Origin of the sequence: Citrobacter sp. S39 (genome assembly GCF_009495675.1) — a bacterium.
In the GTDB taxonomy this organism is placed as follows: Bacteria; Pseudomonadota; Gammaproteobacteria; order Enterobacterales; family Enterobacteriaceae; genus Citrobacter; species Citrobacter freundii.
The window spans coordinates 2,415,653-2,427,854 of record NZ_CP045555.1; the positions used below are offsets into that span (position 1 = coordinate 2,415,653).

At 52.7% G+C, this 12,202-nt stretch carries 11 protein-coding genes, 4 tRNA genes and 2 other RNA genes; 7 read left to right on the plus strand and 10 right to left on the minus strand.

Going from position 1 to position 12,202, the window contains the following annotated elements; genetic code table 11:
* Positions 1–123: 123 nt before the first annotated feature.
* Positions 124–1,095: a cysteine synthase A gene (gene cysK / locus GFB57_RS11370; RefSeq protein ID WP_003038091.1), complete on the minus strand. Its 972-nt coding sequence runs from the start codon at positions 1,093–1,095 to the stop codon at positions 124–126.
* Between the two features lie 163 nt (positions 1,096–1,258).
* Complete coding sequence (cysZ, locus tag GFB57_RS11375) at positions 1,259–2,020, minus strand: sulfate transporter CysZ (RefSeq protein WP_003038094.1); 762 nt, start codon at positions 2,018–2,020, stop codon at positions 1,259–1,261.
* A gap of 230 nt (positions 2,021–2,250) precedes the next feature.
* On the opposite strand from cysZ, the gene zipA reads away from it, so the two are divergent.
* The 3 genes from zipA to GFB57_RS11390 all read left to right on the plus strand — a co-directional run bounded on the left by zipA (position 2,251) and on the right by GFB57_RS11390 (position 5,565).
* On the plus strand, positions 2,251–3,258 hold the full coding sequence (zipA, locus tag GFB57_RS11380; protein ID WP_003038097.1) for a cell division protein ZipA: 1,008 nt from the start codon (positions 2,251–2,253) through the stop codon (positions 3,256–3,258).
* 71 nt (positions 3,259–3,329) lie between these two features.
* Complete coding sequence (ligA, locus tag GFB57_RS11385; protein WP_003038099.1) at positions 3,330–5,345, plus strand: NAD-dependent DNA ligase LigA; 2,016 nt, start codon at positions 3,330–3,332, stop codon at positions 5,343–5,345.
* 1 nt (position 5,346) lies between these two features.
* Complete coding sequence (locus GFB57_RS11390; RefSeq protein ID WP_003038102.1) at positions 5,347–5,565, plus strand: DUF3820 family protein; 219 nt, start codon at positions 5,347–5,349, stop codon at positions 5,563–5,565.
* Here GFB57_RS11390 and GFB57_RS11395 read toward each other — a convergent pair.
* On the minus strand, positions 5,562–6,560 hold the full coding sequence (locus GFB57_RS11395; RefSeq protein ID WP_003038103.1) for a bile acid:sodium symporter family protein: 999 nt from the start codon (positions 6,558–6,560) through the stop codon (positions 5,562–5,564). The two genes, GFB57_RS11390 and GFB57_RS11395, sit on opposite strands and share 4 nt — an antisense overlap.
* A gap of 89 nt (positions 6,561–6,649) precedes the next feature.
* Here GFB57_RS11395 and GFB57_RS11400 point away from each other — a divergent pair, with 89 nt between their 5' ends.
* Positions 6,650–7,576: a LysR family transcriptional regulator gene (locus tag GFB57_RS11400; protein ID WP_003038106.1), complete on the plus strand. Its 927-nt coding sequence runs from the start codon at positions 6,650–6,652 to the stop codon at positions 7,574–7,576.
* Here GFB57_RS11400 and GFB57_RS11405 read toward each other — a convergent pair.
* Entirely contained in the window at positions 7,567–7,908 is a 342-nt protein-coding gene (locus GFB57_RS11405; protein WP_003038109.1) for a FlxA-like family protein, read from the minus strand. The two genes, GFB57_RS11400 and GFB57_RS11405, sit on opposite strands and share 10 nt — an antisense overlap.
* 291 nt (positions 7,909–8,199) lie before the next feature.
* On the opposite strand from GFB57_RS11405, the gene xapA reads away from it, so the two are divergent.
* From xapA to GFB57_RS11420, 3 genes are all read left to right on the plus strand, one after another.
* Positions 8,200–9,033: a xanthosine phosphorylase gene (xapA, locus tag GFB57_RS11410; protein ID WP_003038112.1), complete on the plus strand. Its 834-nt coding sequence runs from the start codon at positions 8,200–8,202 to the stop codon at positions 9,031–9,033.
* Between the two features lie 56 nt (positions 9,034–9,089).
* Positions 9,090–10,346: a nucleoside permease gene (locus GFB57_RS11415; RefSeq protein ID WP_003038115.1), complete on the plus strand. Its 1,257-nt coding sequence runs from the start codon at positions 9,090–9,092 to the stop codon at positions 10,344–10,346.
* Between the two features lie 98 nt (positions 10,347–10,444).
* On the plus strand, positions 10,445–11,329 hold the full coding sequence (locus tag GFB57_RS11420) for a LysR family transcriptional regulator (protein ID WP_003038118.1): 885 nt from the start codon (positions 10,445–10,447) through the stop codon (positions 11,327–11,329).
* 136 nt (positions 11,330–11,465) lie between these two features.
* On the opposite strand, the gene GFB57_RS11425 is transcribed toward GFB57_RS11420, so the two are convergent.
* From GFB57_RS11425 to GFB57_RS11450, 6 genes are all read right to left on the minus strand, one after another.
* Positions 11,466–11,592: non-coding RNA, RtT sRNA (locus GFB57_RS11425), on the minus strand.
* A 29-nt stretch (positions 11,593–11,621) separates the two neighbouring features.
* Positions 11,622–11,748: non-coding RNA, RtT sRNA (locus GFB57_RS11430), on the minus strand.
* Between the two features lie 29 nt (positions 11,749–11,777).
* Positions 11,778–11,853, minus strand: a tRNA-Lys gene (locus tag GFB57_RS11435).
* A gap of 4 nt (positions 11,854–11,857) precedes the next feature.
* A tRNA-Val gene (locus tag GFB57_RS11440) sits at positions 11,858–11,933 on the minus strand.
* Positions 11,934–11,980: 47 nt separating this feature from the next.
* Positions 11,981–12,056: transfer RNA gene (locus GFB57_RS11445), tRNA-Val, on the minus strand.
* A 46-nt stretch (positions 12,057–12,102) separates the two neighbouring features.
* A tRNA-Val gene (locus GFB57_RS11450) sits at positions 12,103–12,178 on the minus strand.
* Positions 12,179–12,202 lie beyond the last annotated feature (24 nt).

Genomic DNA, 12,202 nt, shown 5'->3' on the forward strand with positions numbered 1-12,202 from the left:
ATTAGCTTGGTTAAATACCAGTTCTGGTGGGTTGAATCAATGCCAGGCGAGTTGAAACTTTGAAGCAGGCCACAAAAAAGCACCCAAATGGGTGCTTTTTTACGCGTTTTTAACATGCTGGCATTACTGTTGCAGTTCTTTCTCTGTGAAGAGATCGGCAAACAGTGCAGTGCTCAGATAACGCTCACCCGATGACGGTAGAATAACCACTATATTCTTATTGGTAAAGGTTTCATCTTCCTGCAGCTTAAGCGCGGCAGCAACAGCAGCGCCGGAAGAAATGCCCGCCAGAATACCTTCTTCTTCCATCAGGCGACGCGCAGTAGAGATTGCTTCATCATTGGTGATGGCGACGACTTTATCGATAAGTTTCAGATCAAGGTTGCCTGGAATGAAACCCGCGCCAATCCCCTGAATTTTATGTGGGCCCGGTTTAAGTTCTTCACCCGCCAGCGCCTGGGCGATAACCGGGGAGTCGGTAGGTTCAACCGCGACGGTGATCAGATCGGTTTTGCCTTTAGTGCCTTTGATATAACGGGTCACACCAGTCAATGTACCGCCGGTACCTACGCCGGAAATAAAGACATCAACCTGGCCATCGGTATCTTCCCAGATTTCCGGGCCGGTGGTTTTTTCGTGAATTTCCGGGTTCGCCGGGTTGCTGAACTGCTGCAGCAGCAGGAACTTCTCCGGATCGCTGGCGACAATTTCTTCCGCTTTCTGGATTGCACCCTTCATCCCTTTTGCGCCTTCGGTCAGCACCAGGTTCGCACCCAGAGCTTTCAACAGCTTGCGGCGCTCAATGCTCATCGTTTCCGGCATGGTCAGAGTCAGTTTGTAACCGCGGGCTGCGGCAACGTAGGCTAGCGCAATCCCCGTGTTGCCGCTGGTCGGTTCTACCAGCTCAACACCCGGTTTCAGTACACCACGTTTTTCGGCATCCCAAATCATATTGGCACCGATACGGCATTTGACGCTAAAGCTCGGGTTACGAGATTCCACCTTCGCCAGAATGCGTCCGTTACCGATACGGTTCAGTCGAACCAGCGGCGTATGACCGATAGTCAGCGAGTTGTCTTCAAAAATCTTACTCATGGCCTGTCCTTAACTGTATGAAATTGGGATACCGCTTCAGCATACCTGTTGAGAAAGTATGGGGAAGTAAGGAAATCGCATATCTATATGCTGATGGGAAATAATGCCTTGCAGTATGGAATAAGAGCGGGCATAAGCCAGCCCGCTTTTACACATTTTTGCATTACTTCCATAACGCGTGCTTAGCACGATAGCAGTCTACCCACATCGCCGTGGCACCACAAACCGCGACCGGCATGATGAACAGATTGAGCACCGGAATCATGGTGAACAAACTGGTTAATGCGCCAAATTGCATATTGGTGACCTTGCGTGTACGCAGCGCGACGCGCATCTCCTTAAAAGGCACCTTATGGTTATCAAACGGATAATCGCAGTACTGAATGGCCAGCATCCATGCGCTGAACAGGAACCACAGCACCGGGGCGACGGTCTGCCCAATACCCGGAATGAAATAGAGGATCAGCAACACGATGGCGCGCGGGAGATACCACGCCAGCTTTTGCCATTCACGTTTCATAATACGGGGAACATCTTTCATGATGCCGAGAACGCCGGTGTCAGGCGGTGTTGCGCCCGTTAAGCGCGCTTCCAGTTGTTCAGCCAGCAGACCGTTAAACGGCGCGGCAATCCAGTTGGCTATGGTGGAAAACAGGTAGCCGAACACCAGTAGTACGGAGATAGTGACAATCGGCCACAGCAAGTAGCTGAGCCACTGAAGCCAGTCAGGGACGTGACTCATCAGCGAGGGGATCCAGCTATCGAGTTGTGTGAATAGCCACCAGAATGCGCCGCCCATCAGCAGGATATTCACCAGCAAAGGCAGGATGACAAAGCGACGAATGCCCGGTTGGGTGATGAGCTTCCATCCCTGTGAAAAGTAATAAAGGCCGCTGCGAGGTACGACTGCAGATGATGAAACCATGGTCAGGACATACTCCTTGTTATATAAGCTCTGGTAAACTTTGCGTATCTTACCGGGTTGTTGAGCGTTAAGCTGTTCAGAAATGTTCGAAAAAACAGCAAAAAGCACAATTTTGTTCATCTTTATGCCGTGAAAGCCAAGAGTGCACTTGCACTTGGCGTAATCGACAAATACTCTTAGTGAGTAAATGTTTGCCGTGGTGGCAAGGTGTTAGAACAACAGAGAATATAATGATGCAGGATTTGCGTCTGATATTAATCATTGTTGGCGCGATCGCCATAATCGCTTTACTGGTACATGGTTTTTGGACTAGCCGTAAAGAGCGGTCTTCTATATTCCGCGATCGCCCACTGAAACGCATGAAGTCTAAACGTGAAGACGAGGATTCGTTCGACGACAACGTCGAGGAAGACGAAGGCGTGGGCGAAGTTCGCGTTCATCGTGTGAATCATGCTCCCGGTAACGCGCAGGAACATGGTGTTCCTCCTCAGTCGCCGCAACACCAGTACCAGCCGCCTTATGCGTCGGCTCAGCCGCGTCAACCCGCGCAGCAGCCTGCACAAGCGCCGGTACCGCCGCCGCATGCTCAGCCGCAGCCTGTACAACCGCAGCAGCCGGTGCAACATCAGCCTGTTCAGCAACAACCTGTACAGCAGCCGATGCAGCATCAGCCCGTTGCTCCGCAGGTTCAGCAGCCCGTGCAGCAAGCACCGCAACCTGCGCCGCAGACTTTCCAGCCCGCAGAGCCTGCCGTTGAACATCAACCGCAGCCTGAGCCGGTAGTTGAAGAAGCGCCAGCTGCTGAAAAACCGCAGCGTAAAGAAGCGGTCATTATTATGAACGTTGCGGCGCATCACGGTAGCGAGCTCAACGGTGAAGTGCTGCTCAATAGCATTCAGCAAGCCGGCTTTAAATTTGGCGATATGAATATTTTCCATCGTCATTTGAGCCCGGATGGCAGCGGTCCGTCGCTGTTCAGCCTTGCCAATATGGTTAACCCAGGAACGTTTGACCCCGAAATGACGGGTGATTTCAGCACCCCTGGCGTAACTATTTTTATGCAGGTTCCGTCCTATGGGGACGAGCTGCAAAACTTTAAGCTGATGCTGCAGTCCGCACAGCACATCGCCGATGAAGTGGGTGGTGTGGTGCTTGACGATCAACGTCGCATGATGACGCCGCAGAAACTGCGCGAGTATCAGGACCGCATCCGCGAAGTTAAAGAATCTCGCGCCTGATTCTCCTTTGGCGTGACATCTCCTTGCTAAACCCCCGCCTGTCGGGGGTTTTTTATCATTGATGGTGCGATATGGAATCAATCGAACAACAACTGACAGAACTGCGAACCACGCTTCGCCATCATGAGTATCTCTACCATGTGATGGACGCGCCGGAAATTCCCGATGCGGAATACGATCGTCTGCTGCGCGAACTCCGCGAGCTGGAAGCGCAGCATCCGGACCTTATTACCCCTGACTCGCCAACCCAACGCGTTGGCGCCGCCCCGTTAACGGCGTTCAGTCAGATTCGCCATGAAGTGCCGATGCTGTCGCTGGATAACGTGTTTGATGAAGAGAGTTTTCTCGCCTTTAACAAGCGCGTACAGGACCGGCTGAAGAGTACGGACAAACTAACCTGGTGCTGTGAGCTGAAGCTTGACGGGCTGGCGGTGAGTATTCTCTATGAAAACGGCGTGCTGGTTAGCGCCGCAACGCGCGGCGATGGCACCACCGGGGAAGACATTACCTCGAACGTGCGCACCATTCGTGCGATCCCGTTAAAACTGCGCGGCGATAACATTCCGACGCGTCTGGAAGTGCGCGGCGAGGTGTTCCTGCCGCAGGCCGGGTTTGAAAAAATCAACGAAGAGGCCCGCCGTACTGGCAACAAAGTGTTTGCTAACCCGCGTAATGCGGCGGCTGGGTCATTACGCCAGCTCGATCCGCGTATCACTGCGAAGCGACCGCTTACTTTCTTCTGCTATGGCGTTGGTGTGCTGGAAGGTGGTGTGTTGCCCGATACCCATCTGGGCCGTCTGCTGCAATTTAAAGAGTGGGGATTGCCGGTGAGCGACAGAGTGGCGCTTTGCGACTCTCCGGAGGAAGTACTTGCTTACTATCATAAGGTTGAAGAAGACCGACCGACGCTGGGATTCGATATCGATGGTGTGGTGATCAAAGTCAACTCTATGGCCTTGCAGGAACAACTGGGTTTTGTTGCCCGCGCGCCGCGTTGGGCGGTGGCCTTTAAGTTCCCGGCGCAGGAGCAGATGACCTTTGTCCGCGATGTTGAGTTTCAGGTTGGACGTACAGGGGCGATTACGCCTGTCGCCCGCCTTGAGCCAGTTCAGGTTGCCGGGGTGTTGGTCAGTAACGCCACCTTGCACAATGCGGATGAAATTGAGCGTCTTGGTTTGCGTATTGGCGATAAAGTCGTCATTCGCCGTGCGGGCGATGTCATCCCGCAGGTAGTGAACGTCGTGCTTTCCGAGCGCCCGGACAATACCCGCGAAATCGAGTTTCCCACCCACTGTCCGGTATGCAACTCTGACGTTGAGCGTGTGGAAGGCGAAGCGGTCACTCGTTGTACCGGAGGTTTAATCTGCGGGGCACAGCGGAAGGAATCATTGAAACACTTCGTTTCCCGCCGTGCGCTGGACGTCGACGGCATGGGCGACAAAATTATCGATCAACTGGTCGAGAAAGAGTATGTCCATACGCCAGCGGATCTCTTCACGCTGACCGCAGGTAAGCTGACCGGTCTTGATCGCATGGGGCCGAAGTCGGCGCAAAACGTAGTAAATGCGCTGGAAAAAGCGAAAGAGACCACGTTTGCCCGTTTCCTCTATGCGCTGGGTATTCGTGAAGTCGGCGAAGCGACGGCTGCAGGTCTGGCGGCATATTTCGGCACGCTCGAGGCGCTGGAAGCCGCCTCTGTTGAAGAGCTGCAAAAAGTGCCGGATGTCGGCATCGTGGTGGCGACCCACGTGTTTAATTTCTTTGCCGAAGAGAGTAACCGCGAGGTGATCGTCCAGCTTTTGGAGCAGGGGATTCACTGGCCAGCGCCGGTGGTTATCAACGCTGAAGAAATCGACAGCCCCTTCGCGGGTAAGACGGTGGTGCTGACCGGGAGCCTGAGCCTGATGTCGCGTGATGATGCCAAAGCACGACTGACCGAGCTGGGGGCAAAAGTGGCCGGTAGCGTGTCGAAGAAAACCGATCTAGTGATTGCGGGGGAAGCGGCGGGCTCTAAACTGGCAAAAGCGCAGGAGTTGGGCATTGAAGTGATCGACGAAGCTGAAATGATCCGCTTACTGGGTGCCTGAGATGGAAAAAGAGCAGCTGGTTGAAATCGCCAATACCGTGATGCCCTTTGGCAAATATAAAGGGCGTCGGCTGATTGATGTACCGGAAGAGTATCTGCTGTGGTTTGCCCGTAAGGATGAATTCCCGCCGGGCAAGCTCGGCGAACTGATGCAAATCACGCTGCTGATTAAAACTGAAGGGCTGACGCAACTGGTGCAGCCCCTGAAACGCCCGCTTTAAGCCTTTGCGGCGCGGCTTTTCTGCTGCGCCTGCAATGCGTCCGTCTGTTGCTTGTAGCGACGTGCCAGCACCGCACAAACCATCAGTTGAATTTGATGGAAGATCATCAGCGGCAGCACCATCATTCCTATCACTGACGTCGGGAACAGAATATTTGCCATTGGGATCCCATTCGCCAGGCTCTTTTTCGATCCGCAAAAGACAATGGTGATCTCATCGGCTTTGTTGAAGCCGCATTTACGCGCAACAAAGACGTTGATGCCAATCACAATTGCCAGCAATACGATGCTGACCACTACGATAAACAGCAGTGAGCCAATCCCCACTTTGTGCCAGATCCCATTAACCACGGCTTCACTGAAGGCGGAGTAAACCACCAGTAAAATGGATGATTGATCCGTTTTTGCAATCCATTTTTTATGTCGGGACACCCAGTTACCAATCCACGGACGCGAAAGATGTCCCAGTACGAACGGCAGCAGCAGCTGCAGCATGATTTTCCCCACCTGCTCCAGGCTGCCTTCTGCGCCATGCATATTCATTACCAGGCCAACCAGCAACGGTGAGAGAAAAATACCCAGCAGGCTGGAGGCCGAAGCGGAACACACGGCGGCGGCAACATTACCCCCCGCCAGCGACGTAAAGGCGATTGCCGACTGCACCGTGGCTGGCAAAATACACAGGTACAGAAAACCGGTGTACAGCATCGGATCAACATTAACTGGTGCCCACCAGGCGAACAGAACGCCCAGCACCGGGAAAACAACAAACGTGCTGCACATCACCCACAGATGCAAACGCCAGTGACTACCGCCGGCAATAATTGCCTCACGAGAGAGCTTGGCCCCGTGCATAAAAAACAGCAGGGCAATGGCAGCGGTAGTTAAGCCTTCAAAGAAAGGCACAAAGCCACCTTCGGCCGGGAAAAAGGACGCCAGTAATACGACCGTAATCAACGTAATCGTGAACGGATCAAGGATACGAAAAAGTTTCATAAAAGCTCCTGAAATTCAGTAGCAACATTTTGCGTTTTTCCATTTGAGAAATAAAATTGATTTATTGCATCCATATATGAATCGAATAGATGAATTACTCTCTGCGTCAGTTGCGTATCTTTGTTACCGTCGCCCAGGCCAAAAGTTTTAGCCGGGCGGGGGATATCATTGGCTTAAGCCAGTCTGCGGTCAGCCACAGCGTTAAAGAGCTTGAAGGGCAGACGGGTGTGCGGTTGTTAGATAGAACAACGCGGGAAGTGGTGCTGACGGAAGCGGGGCACCAGTTGGCGGCGCGCCTGGAACGTATTCTGGATGAACTGCACAGCACGCTGCGTGAAGCAGGCCAGGTGGGGACACAGTTAACCGGAACGGTGCGTGTTGCCGCCAGCCAGACAATCTCTGCTCACCTTATTCCACAGTGTATTGCCCAGAGTAATGAGCTTTATCCTGCGATCGATTTTGTGCTGCACGACAGGCCCCAGCAGTGGGTGCTGGAAAGTATTCGCCAGGGAGAAGTCGATTTTGGCATTGTGATAGATCCTGGTGCCGTGACCGATCTGCAGTGTGAAGCCGTACTGTCCGAACCGTTCCTGCTGCTGTGTCGCCAGGATCATCCGTTAGCCCAACGTGAGTGGGTGAACTGGCAGGATTTGTATCACGAACGTTTGGTGTTACAGGATTACGCTTCCGGTAGTCGACCGCTGATCGATGCGGCGTTGGCCCATTTTTCCATTGATGCCAACATCGTTCAGGAGATTGGTCATCCCGCCACGCTGTTCCCGATGGTGGAGGCGGGGATTGGCATCAGCGTACTGCCCGCACTGGCGCTCCCCTTACCACAGGGCAGTCACTTGCAGGTTAAGCGCCTGACGCCGGTAGTTGAACGGCAACTGATGCTGGCTCGACGTAAAAACCGCTCTTTATCAACCGCGGCTCAGGCGCTGTGGGACGTGGTGCGTATGCAGGCCAGTGAATTAACCGCTGGTCGTGCCCGTGATCCGTTGTATCAGATATAAATATCGACCTGATGTTGGTCGGAAGCCGTGTTGATGCCCTCAGCTTTTCTCTGATCGGCGCTTTGCTTTTGCTGTGACTCCTCGGCCTGCCGTCGCAACAGTTGAGCCAGCTGTGCTTGTAACATCTTGATTTGTGTCTGAATAAGCTCCTGCTGTTCGCGCTTCTGCTCAACACTGCCACTACTATTGGGAATATCTTTGAGCTGCTGAGTTAGCTTGGTTATCTTTTGGGTGACTTGTGCAATCTGAGCGGAGATGTCATTCCCGGCTGGGGCTTTTCCACCACCACTACTGCTTTGAACAGTTGGGGTGGAAACGTTAATCGTTGTCATACGGATTCCTCACGCCATAAAACATGAGTATCGGCATTAGTGAACAGAACTTCAGTTACAATATGGCGGAGCGGAGTTTAATAATAAAAGTTCCAAATCTTCATGTATCTCTATTCCTGTGCCATTTCTGGCCCGAAAAAAATGTGATTTCAGGCTGGTTTAGGGCGACTCATCGATACCGATTTACTATCGGTTGTCGGGATAAACGGTATTGGTAATCGATTGCGTAGTCTCGCTATAACAGTGCGGTACGCGACATTATTTTCGACTACTCAGTATTAAGGATATCTCATGAGTCACTCTCTTTTCTCGCAAAATCCCTGGTATAGCGCCGACATCATTCGTAGTTACAAACCCGATTTCACCCCGCGCGTAGCCTTTATTCTTGGCTCTGGCCTCGGTGCTCTGGCGGATCAAATCGAGGATGCAGTGGCCATCTCTTACGAAAAATTGCCGGGATTCCCTGTCAGTACTGTACATGGTCATGCCGGTGAGCTGGTGCTGGGAAATCTGGCGGGTATTCCGGTGGCTTGTATGAAAGGGCGTGGGCATTTTTATGAAGGTCGCGGCATGACGGTGATGACCGACGCCATTCGCACCCTGAAGCTGCTGGGCTGCGAACTGTTATTTTGTACTAATGCCGCAGGTTCTTTGCGCCCCGAAGTCGGACCAGGTAGTCTCGTTGCGCTTAGCGATCACATTAATACGATGCCAGGTACACCACTGGTCGGACTAAACGATGAGCGTTTTGGTGAGCGATTCTTTTCGCTGGCGAATGCCTATGATGCTGACTATCGTGCGATCCTGCAAACCGTCGCCGCAGAAGAAGGGTTTCCGCTGAGCGAAGGGGTGTTTGTTTCTTATCCGGGACCGAACTTTGAAACGGCGGCAGAAATCCGCATGATGCAAATTATTGGCGGCGACGTGGTGGGGATGTCGGTAGTGCCTGAAGTTATCTCCGCGCGCCACTGCGGTCTGAAAGTGGTTGCGGTGGCTGCCATCACCAACCTGGCTGAAGGTTTGGGGGATGTGAAGTTATCTCACGCACAGACGTTGGCTGCAGCGGAACTCTCCCGGCAGAACTTCATCAATCTGATCTGTGGCTTCTTGCGCAAACTGGCCTGAATAATTAAAACATGACCCCGCTTGCGGGGTCTTACTTTATGGCAAGGAACGGAAAAATGGGTATCGCATCTCGCTTAAAGCTCATGTCGTTTTTGCAATATTTCATCTGGGGAAGCTGGCTGGTAACCCTGGGTTCTTACATGATTAACACCCTGGATTTTACCGGCGCGAATGTGGGTATGGTCTACAGCTCGAAAGGGCTGGCAGCGATTATTATGCCGGGCATTATGGGGATCATCGCCGATAAGTGGCTGCGTGCCGAGCGCGCTTATATGCTGTGCCATCTGGTGTGTGCTGGCGTGTTGCTGTACGCCACAACCGTTACCGATCCACAGACCATGTTCTGGGTAATGTTGGTTAACGCGATGGCGTATATGCCGACGATTGCGTTATCGAACAGCGTCTCATATTCATGCCTTGCACAATCGGGTCAGGATCCGACCACCGCGTTCCCGCCAATTCGTGTATTTGGCACGATAGGTTTTATTGTGGCGATGTGGACGGTCAGCTTAATGGGACTGGAACTGAGCAGCGCACAGCTTTATATCGCTTCAGGCGCATCGCTGCTGCTGGCTCTGTATGCGCTGACGTTACCAAAAATACCGGTTGCGGAGAAAAAAGAGTCCGCCACGTTGGCCAGTAAACTGGGGCTGGATGCGTTTGTTTTGTTTAAAAATCCGCGTATGGCAATTTTCTTTTTGTTTGCCATGATGCTGGGGGCGGTGCTGCAAATCACCAACGTCTTTGGCAATCCGTTCCTGCATGATTTTGCCCGTAACCCTGAGTTTGCCAACAGCTTTGTGGTGAAATATCCCTCCATTTTGTTGTCAGTTTCGCAGATGGCGGAAGTGGGTTTTATCCTCACTATTCCATTCTTCCTTAAACGCTTTGGCATTAAAACAGTGATGCTGATGAGTATGCTGGCGTGGACGCTGCGCTTTGGCTTCTTTGCCTTTGGCGATCCGTCTCCGTTTGGCTTTGTGCTACTGCTGATGTCGATGATCGTTTACGGCTGCGCGTTTGATTTCTTCAACATCTCCGGATCGGTATTTGTCGAGCAGGAAGTTGACTCAAGCATTCGCGCCAGCGCCCAAGGGTTGTTTATGACGATGGTAAATGGCATTGGCGCGTGGGTGGGTTCAATCCTGAGCGGGATGGCGGTGGACTATTTTTCTGTCGATGGCGTCAAGGATTGGCAAACTATCTGGCTGGTGTTTGCCGCTTACGCGCTGGTCCTGGCGGTTATCTTTGCATTGTTCTTTAAATATAAGCATGAGCCTGAACGACTGGCGCAGAAATCACTGGCACATTAATGCTCCTTTAGCGGCGGGTTCTGATACCCGCCGTTTCATTTTCTGCGATGCAATGTGGTAACTTTGCGCATTAATCTTCACTCAGGAGCGCATTATCCATGGAACGCACGCACCGCATCGATCTGAAGTTACTGCGTTATTTTCTTGCCGTCGCAGAAGAACTGCATTTTGGACGCGCTGCTGCTCGCCTGAATATGTCGCAACCGCCCCTCAGTACACATATTAAAGAGCTGGAACAACAGCTCGGCACGTTGCTATTTATCCGTCATTCCCGCAGCGTGGCGTTAACCCACGCCGGAAAAATTTTGATGGAAGAATCGCGCAGACTGTTATCCAGTGCTAATCAGGCGCTGGCACGAGTGGAACAGATTGGTCGCGGTGAGGCAGGGCGAATTGAGCTAGGCGTCATTGGTACCGCAATGTGGGGAAAAATGCGTCCGGTGATGCGGCGTTTTCTGAAGGAAAATCCCAACGTCGAGGTGCAGTTTCGCGAGAACATGCCCGCAATGCAGATGACGATGCTGGAAAGACGTGAACTGGATGCGGGGATTTGGCGCATGGCTACTGAACCCTCTCCCGGATTTACCAGCCTGCGCTTACATGAGTCCTCATTTTTAGTGGCCATACCAGAAGAACATGCTCTTACCGCCTGTGAATCCGTACCGCTGGAAGCGTTGAGAAATGAATATTTTGTCACGATGCCCTCCATTCATACCGACTGGGCATTTTTGCAGCGAGTTTGCCTGAGCGCTGGATTTTCCCCGATGATTATCCGTGAGGTGAGGGAGCCGCAAACGGTGCTGGCGATGATCAGCATGGGGATTGGGATTACACTGATTGCCGATAGCTACGCCCAGATGAACTGGCCTGGAGTGGTATTTCGACCGTTAGAGGAACGTATTCCGGCGGATTTGTATATTGTGTATGACCAACAGCAGGCGACACCCGCGCTGGAGAAACTGGTAGCGGCATTGACAGTATGACGTCTGTGCCGGATGGCGACTAATGTCTTATCCGGCCTACGTGTGCGGTATCGTCTGTAGGCCTGATAAGCGTACGCATCAGGCAAGTGTATAAATCGCAGATAGCAAAAAGGCGCCGCCAGCGCCCTTTTTGCATTGGTGGGTCGTGCAGGATGACTCGCTTCGCTCGCCCTTCGGGCCGTCGCCGTAACCGGCTCCGTTGTTTCGCTGCGCTCAACACCGAACCTGCCGCAGGTTCGAATTTTACAAATCGCAGATAGCAAAAAGGCGCCTTTAGGGCGCTTTTTTACATTGGTGGGTCGTGCAGGATGACTCGCTTCGCTCGCCCTTCGGGCCGTCGCCGTAACCGGCTCCGTTGTTTCGCTGCGCTCAACACCGAACCTGCCGCAGGTTCGAATCTTACAAATCGCAGATAGCAAAAAGGCGCCTTTAGGGCGCCTTTTTACATTGGTGGGTCGTGCAGGATTCGAACCTGCGACCAATTGATTAAAAGTCAACTGCTCTACCAACTGAGCTAACGACCCGAAGTGGTGGGTGATGACGGGATCGAACCGCCGACCCCCTCCTTGTAAGGGAGGTGCTCTCCCAGCTGAGCTAATCACCCACTTCGGTACTTCAATTTTATTGTAAGAAATCCAGCTGGCGAGAAAGTGGTGGGTGATGACGGGATCGAACCGCCGACCCCCTCCTTGTAAGGGAGGTGCTCTCCCAGCTGAGCTAATCACCCACTTCTCAATTTCTTACTCTACACGGCGGAGACTACATAAAGTAGTTGGTGGGTGATGACGGGTTCGAACCGCCGACCCCCTCCTTGTAAGGGAGGTGCTCTCCCAGCTGAGCTAATCACCCCCGCTGTGTGGAGTCGCATTATAG

Excerpts from the sequence above, each read along its gene's own strand:
- cysK (WP_003038091.1), bottom strand. The coding sequence starts at position 1,095 with ATGAGTAAGATTTTTGAAGACAACTCGCTGACTATCGGTCATACGCCG.
- cysZ (WP_003038094.1), bottom strand. The coding sequence starts at position 2,020 with ATGGTTTCATCATCTGCAGTCGTACCTCGCAGCGGCCTTTATTACTTT.
- zipA (WP_003038097.1), top strand. The coding sequence starts at position 2,251 with ATGATGCAGGATTTGCGTCTGATATTAATCATTGTTGGCGCGATCGCC.
- ligA (WP_003038099.1), top strand. The coding sequence starts at position 3,330 with ATGGAATCAATCGAACAACAACTGACAGAACTGCGAACCACGCTTCGC.
- GFB57_RS11390 (WP_003038102.1), top strand. The coding sequence starts at position 5,347 with ATGGAAAAAGAGCAGCTGGTTGAAATCGCCAATACCGTGATGCCCTTT.
- GFB57_RS11395 (WP_003038103.1), bottom strand. The coding sequence starts at position 6,560 with ATGAAACTTTTTCGTATCCTTGATCCGTTCACGATTACGTTGATTACG.
- GFB57_RS11400 (WP_003038106.1), top strand. The coding sequence starts at position 6,650 with ATGAATTACTCTCTGCGTCAGTTGCGTATCTTTGTTACCGTCGCCCAG.
- GFB57_RS11405 (WP_003038109.1), bottom strand. The coding sequence starts at position 7,908 with ATGACAACGATTAACGTTTCCACCCCAACTGTTCAAAGCAGTAGTGGT.
- xapA (WP_003038112.1), top strand. The coding sequence starts at position 8,200 with ATGAGTCACTCTCTTTTCTCGCAAAATCCCTGGTATAGCGCCGACATC.
- GFB57_RS11415 (WP_003038115.1), top strand. The coding sequence starts at position 9,090 with ATGGGTATCGCATCTCGCTTAAAGCTCATGTCGTTTTTGCAATATTTC.
- GFB57_RS11420 (WP_003038118.1), top strand. The coding sequence starts at position 10,445 with ATGGAACGCACGCACCGCATCGATCTGAAGTTACTGCGTTATTTTCTT.